At 28.5% G+C, this 5,483-nt stretch carries 10 protein-coding genes; 1 reads left to right on the top strand and 9 read right to left on the bottom strand.

What is annotated here, in order from left to right; translation table 11 throughout:
- The first annotated feature begins 268 nt into the window (after positions 1–268).
- Positions 269–400 (top strand): hypothetical protein, encoded by a 132-nt coding sequence (locus ACRC03_RS20240; protein WP_438654420.1) that lies wholly within the window; start codon positions 269–271, stop codon positions 398–400.
- A 49-nt stretch (positions 401–449) separates the two neighbouring features.
- Here ACRC03_RS20240 and ACRC03_RS20235 read toward each other — a convergent pair whose 3' ends face one another.
- From ACRC03_RS20235 to ACRC03_RS20195, 9 genes are all read right to left on the bottom strand, one after another.
- On the bottom strand, positions 450–686 hold the full coding sequence (locus ACRC03_RS20235) for a hypothetical protein (protein ID WP_438654419.1): 237 nt from the start codon (positions 684–686) through the stop codon (positions 450–452).
- A 16-nt stretch (positions 687–702) separates the two neighbouring features.
- The gene (locus tag ACRC03_RS20230) at positions 703–921 is read right to left on the bottom strand and encodes a hypothetical protein (protein ID WP_438654418.1); all 219 of its coding nucleotides are present in this window, start codon (positions 919–921) and stop codon (positions 703–705) included.
- Between the two features lie 15 nt (positions 922–936).
- Positions 937–1,515 (bottom strand): TetR/AcrR family transcriptional regulator, encoded by a 579-nt coding sequence (locus ACRC03_RS20225; RefSeq protein WP_438654417.1) that lies wholly within the window; start codon positions 1,513–1,515, stop codon positions 937–939.
- 336 nt (positions 1,516–1,851) lie between these two features.
- Complete coding sequence (locus tag ACRC03_RS20220) at positions 1,852–2,352, bottom strand: GNAT family N-acetyltransferase (RefSeq protein ID WP_438654416.1); 501 nt, start codon at positions 2,350–2,352, stop codon at positions 1,852–1,854.
- 65 nt (positions 2,353–2,417) lie between these two features.
- Positions 2,418–2,978 carry a GNAT family N-acetyltransferase gene (locus ACRC03_RS20215; RefSeq protein ID WP_438654415.1) on the bottom strand — a complete coding sequence of 187 codons (561 nt, stop codon included), beginning with the start codon at positions 2,976–2,978 and terminating at the stop codon, positions 2,418–2,420.
- A 109-nt stretch (positions 2,979–3,087) separates the two neighbouring features.
- Positions 3,088–3,192 carry an NUDIX domain-containing protein gene (locus ACRC03_RS20210; RefSeq protein ID WP_438654421.1) on the bottom strand — a complete coding sequence of 35 codons (105 nt, stop codon included), beginning with the start codon at positions 3,190–3,192 and terminating at the stop codon, positions 3,088–3,090.
- 3 nt (positions 3,193–3,195) lie between these two features.
- The gene (locus ACRC03_RS20205) at positions 3,196–3,753 is read right to left on the bottom strand and encodes a 2'-5' RNA ligase family protein (protein ID WP_438654414.1); all 558 of its coding nucleotides are present in this window, start codon (positions 3,751–3,753) and stop codon (positions 3,196–3,198) included.
- Positions 3,754–3,910: 157 nt separating this feature from the next.
- Positions 3,911–4,441, bottom strand: coding sequence for a GNAT family N-acetyltransferase (locus ACRC03_RS20200; RefSeq protein WP_438654413.1), 531 nt, complete (start codon positions 4,439–4,441; stop codon positions 3,911–3,913).
- 64 nt (positions 4,442–4,505) lie between these two features.
- Positions 4,506–5,288, bottom strand: a complete 783-nt coding sequence (locus ACRC03_RS20195) for a class I SAM-dependent methyltransferase (RefSeq protein WP_438654412.1) — start codon at positions 5,286–5,288, stop codon at positions 4,506–4,508.
- Positions 5,289–5,483: the final 195 nt, after the last annotated feature.

Here is a 5,483-nt window from a genome sequence, read left to right as displayed (position 1 = left end):
TAGGTTATTTTACTATTCATATTTTTTTCTAAATTTGTTATACTAATAATACGTTTAGAACTTTCAAAACTGAATATATCAGGTTGGTACTGGAAATGGTCAGTACCGTAAAATATTCAACCAATCGCCAACTGTACATCGAGCGAAAACCAAGCCATGACGTGTACAGACTTGATTCTATTCACAATCCAAGAGGGTGGCTCTTACCGAGAGAGAAGTCGGTATTATTAGTGTTGATAACACAAACCGTCGGTGCGACGGGGTTAGCTTGGGTAAACTTGTAGCGTTGGCTATATTGACCAAGAAGCCACCACTTCAAATTAGCCGTAGGTTAATTAAGTGGATGGTAGTTCACGTATACTTACCTACTGTAACTTTGGATTTCTACATTCATAAATAATATCCTTCTTTATTTATACTTAAGATTTACTTTGATTATTTATTATATTTTACTTTAATTTTTTTAATTCACTAGTTGTAGCAATTGCACTTATAGAACCTAATGCCCCAAGACCTAGAAGTATTTTTGAGGAACAAACTGCACCTAATGTTACCCCTCCTATTCCTATAGCTAAGGATAGTCCTCTACTTAACTGTAATCCTATTTTAGTAGGTTGTGGAGTTGTAATTTTAACACCAGTAATAGAATTAACTTTTTCTAGCGTAGAATTTAATTTATTAATCATTTTAACGCCCCTTTCATTAGCATGATACTAAATTTATAACTGGATTAATCAACAATAACCCACTTAAAATAATTAATTTAATACCATGAGGTTTCTTTTTATTAAATCTATAAAATCCAAATGAAAAAATAAACATTGATAAACAAATTGAGATATAACTTAAATTCTGTATAGTATTTTCTGATAAGTAAATTATTGGTATAAAATCTGGAATAGGTATTAATAATTTTTTCATTTTTTACTCCTTAGTTTAATTAAACATATTCTTTATTGAACTCTCTAGTAAAAACTCAAATACTTCTAGTTTATTACAACTAAATTCTTTATCCATTGTAGATGTGACAAGTAAGGTATTTAATATTGCATAAGCCTTTTCTTTTGGTATTTTTAAACTCAAATTAGAGTTTATTAATGTTTCATGGAAGAAATCATCATTATGCAGTTTTAAAGATTCAATATCCTTTTCTGATAATTTATTTATAAATAATAAATAGTCAGGGTTATTAAAGTTATAAAGCTTTGGATAACTTGAGTATTCTTCAAAAATCCACCTAATAGCATCCTTAAACCCATCCAATCCCTTATTTTGATTAAGGATATACTTTAATTTATTTTTTAAATTGATTTGAATCATGTAAAGTACTTCAAAAAATAGTTCCTCTTTTGTTTCGTACAATCTATAGAATGAGCCGGTAGATATTCCTACTTTCTTAGTTAAATAAGCTATATTAGTTGATTTATATCCATTTTCTTTCCAACTCTTTTCACATTCTTCCTTTAATTTATTTTTTAAACTAGTTATATCAATTTCCGTAAAATTTTTAGCCATTTTACCTCCCTATATCTTTTTATCATTTTATGAATATTTATTAATAAATATTCATGAATAAATATTATCATATATTCACAAGCATGTAAAGGGGTATATCCATTTTTTAACTTTACATTAACTATAACCTAAAGCCCGCGGAATAGAAAAAGGTTCAAGAACTTTATAATTCTTGAACCTTTTGAAATGTCATACTCTGGATAATTAAGACGAGTAACCTTAAATCCTTCCATCAATTCATCAATATCTTCTTTTCTATGTAGCTAGAATAATAAAGAAGGATTTAATAAACATTTAAAAGTATCTTTATCAATCATACCTTTAGTACACAAGTCTTCATCTAGAACTTTCCAAACAATAAACTAAGCTATCTAATTGTTCTACATATCCCTCACTATCAAAGCTCAGTTTTTCTAATAGCCTTTTACTTGGTTCATTGTCTGGATGAACTAAACCTACTATCTCATAGCCTTCAAAATTATCAAATAGATAACTTATTAGTTCTTTAATCATCTCATAAGCATACCCTTTTCTATGATATTTAGAGTCTACTGTATAGCCTATAGTTATACAATTTCCTTTGAATGAAATAAATATATCTCCTACTAAATCATCACTTTCTTTATGTGCTATTGCAAGTTGTAAACTATCATTATTTAAAGTTTTTAATTTTTCTTCTTTTATAAAGTTTGTAAGATACTCTTTAGAAGTGTCTTCCCATCTTTGATATTTGCTACAATTTTTATCATTTCTGTAGCCATATAATATGTCTATATCTTTTTCTTTAAAATTTCTTAGTATTAGTCTATCGGATTCTATAATAGGACTTATTTTCAAATTACTCCTCCTTTTATAACATTTTTTATTTTATATAATAATTATTCATATTTTAATTCTTAAAATTACTCCCTGTTATAATCTTCAGATAATATAGCATAATAAGCACAATCACAAATACCTTGATTATTGATATCTGCTTTTCTCATCGTACCTTCATATTTCATTCCACATTTTATCATTACCTTGCCTGAACCTGGATTAAGAGGATCATGTCTTGATTCAATACGATTCACCTCAACCTCATTTATAAAGTATTCAATTATAGCACTTAGTGCTTCTGAGGTGATACCTTTATTCCACCATGCTTTTCCTATACAATAACCAATATGAACCATTCCTATTTCTTCGTCTTGACGCACAACGCTAATAGTTCCTATTGGCTCTTCTCCGTTTTCTTTCAAAACAATCGCCCATTGATAAAAATTTTCTTTTTCATATTCATCAATCCAGCTTTTTACAACTACTTTAGAAGTATCAACATCCCTCATTGGACCCCATGTTAAAAACTTTGTAACTTCTGAATCATTTGCCCAGTTTTTATATACCGCATCTGCATCTGGTAATTCAAACTTTCTTAAAATTAAATTTTCAGTTTCTATTTTTTTTGTTCCCTTATGATTCATAAAATCCCCCTAATGTTTCGGTATTTTCATATATTTTCTCTATTTTTTTATTCCATTTAATAGCTATTGCATATTGGATTTTTTAGTTCATATTATATTAATATTGTGCTTATCTAAATATTCCTTTTTTACCATCAAAGAAATCGTTTATAATATCAAGACCAGTTTCTTCTTTAACTTCTCTAATAGCCGATTCTTCAATCGATTCTCCTATTAATTATTTAAGTTTTTTAGAAAATATAACTGTATCTTCTACTGCTATTCCATAGTCATTCAATTTAACTTCTATAAGAGCAACTTCACTTATTTCACCATAGATTTTTTGTAAATTACTCTTACAATGATTGAATGCTTGTATCATATTATCTTCATTTAATCTACTTGCAATTGTGCAATGAGGAGTCCACTTCCCCGGGATATAGAATGACTTTTCATTATCATTAAATATCTTAAAGTAATTATGATGTTCCCTATGAAAATCAAACAATTCCCTTGATAACATTGGTGCAATAAATAAAGTTCCAGTATTGATAAAAGAACCTAGTGTATTTAGTTCTACAGCTACACTTGATTTATTATTGTAAAACTCATCAAGTAAAGGTATAAACTTATTTTTACTTAAATTATCATAGTCTGCAATTGTAATATGTGGCCTTTTGCCTTTTGACTCAACACCATATTGAGTAATATGTTTTTCACTTAAATTCTTCCATAAGTTTTTTAGTAATTCTTCAGTTTCATAATCAAAATAAGCTACAAATGCATAAGCATGCATAAAATTCACCCCCTCAAAAAATACATAACTTATTTATAGTAATTATAACAGAATGTATAAAAACTAAGTGTCCACTAAAACAGATATTTTCGTGAACACTTAAAATCGCAAATAATCTCACATATAAATTCAAATTTATCTACTTTTACCCTAATCTTTAGTTATCTATCCAATATCGATTAATAGATATTCCATCCTCATCATAAGTTTGATTTTCCAAAACACCACCGTTATATAAAATCACTTTCTGTGAGCCAATATTATCAGTATCACAAGTTACAAGAGTTTTTTCAATTCCCATTTCTGATAGTTTCTTCAAAGCTAAATCAAGAATTAATTTTCCGTACCCACACCCTCTGTATTGCGGACATATTCCGTATGCTACATGGCCACCATCTACAATATTTGTATGGTTCAAATAATGTCTAAGTGATGTTGCACCCAATATTGTACCTTCCCTATTTTTAAGAAAAAATAATGTTTGTGGAACATTTTCTCCAATATTGACCCCTTTGTGCCAGTCTTCAATACACTGTAGCCACTTTCTGTAATCATTATTATAACGTTTCAATAGTCCAGGATTCATTCTTCCACCAAAATCTTTCCATTTTGTAAATAAAAGTTTCATAGCTTCCTCATCTTCCATCGCAGGTTCTATTAAATAATATTGTTCCTTCAAATTACACACCTCTTTCTTCAAGTAAACCATATCAACTAATTGCTTCCCACATTTATAAATTTGATTGTCATAATTATCTTATACAAACAAACATCCCATATTCTTTTGGTATCTTCAGAACACCACTCTCTTTTTTACTTTCTAAAACCTCTTTAATAACCTCACGATTAATATTATTAAGATTCGTCATCTGATCCAGTGAATAAATATAATCTATGATATCCTCTATATCACTAACCGCTAATGAATCTTCATAATTTAATCTTTCTACACATTTAAAATGATTGGCTAATTTACTATTTCCAGTTTGAAGAGTAAAAGCATTATTTTTTGTTTCAGTAACAATAAACTCCTTTAAAACACTTTCTATATATTCAACAATTCCATGTTCCCCAAATGTAGCACAATAAAATTTACCACCAGGTTTAAGTACACGCCTTACTTCTAAAAGTCCTCTGTTTAAATCTGGAACATGATATAACATCATATTGGCAATCACAATATCAAAACTTTCATCATCAAATGGTATATTTTGAATATCAACCACTTCAAAAGCTATATTCTCATGTTTCTCCAATTTTTCTCGTGCACTTTCTAACATACCTTGAGAAAAGTCTGTTAGCACTAATTTGGAACCATTTTCTATCACATCTATATGTTCTAGCCACATGTCTCCTGTCCCACATCCTAGTTCTAAAATCATAGAATCAGGTGAAATATCATAATTTGAAACTATCCAATTTCCAAACCCTAACTTATTAGTTGAATATTTATCATGTATTGATATTCTTTTGTTTAAATTATTATCATTATTATATTGCTCTTTTAAAATATCTATATTTTGTAATTTTTCCACAGTTCCTCCAATCATAATCTAAAATTACTTTTTTGAAATAATCATAAAATGTGGACTCATACCCATAACTGATTCTTCCGTATCTGTAAGTCTAACTATATTTAAAAGTTGCTCTTTGCTATTTTCCTCTTTCCATTTTTCTTCTAAGAACGGTGTAAACCAAATTAATCCCTCTATGGCATGTTTTTGTATAGT

This window comes from Romboutsia sp. (assembly GCF_051659545.1).
Lineage (GTDB): Bacteria > Bacillota > Clostridia > Peptostreptococcales > Peptostreptococcaceae > JBOFOR01.
This window is presented reverse-complemented; position numbering and strand designations above follow the sequence as displayed.

Bases quoted from the DNA above. Each gene is read 5' to 3' on its own strand.
- ACRC03_RS20235 (WP_438654419.1), bottom strand. From the start codon at position 686: ATGATTAATAAATTAAATTCTACGCTAGAAAAAGTTAATTCTATTACT.
- ACRC03_RS20230 (WP_438654418.1), bottom strand. From the start codon at position 921: ATGAAAAAATTATTAATACCTATTCCAGATTTTATACCAATAATTTAC.
- ACRC03_RS20225 (WP_438654417.1), bottom strand. From the start codon at position 1,515: ATGGCTAAAAATTTTACGGAAATTGATATAACTAGTTTAAAAAATAAA.
- ACRC03_RS20215 (WP_438654415.1), bottom strand. From the start codon at position 2,978: ATGAATCATAAGGGAACAAAAAAAATAGAAACTGAAAATTTAATTTTA.
- ACRC03_RS20205 (WP_438654414.1), bottom strand. From the start codon at position 3,753: ATGCATGCTTATGCATTTGTAGCTTATTTTGATTATGAAACTGAAGAA.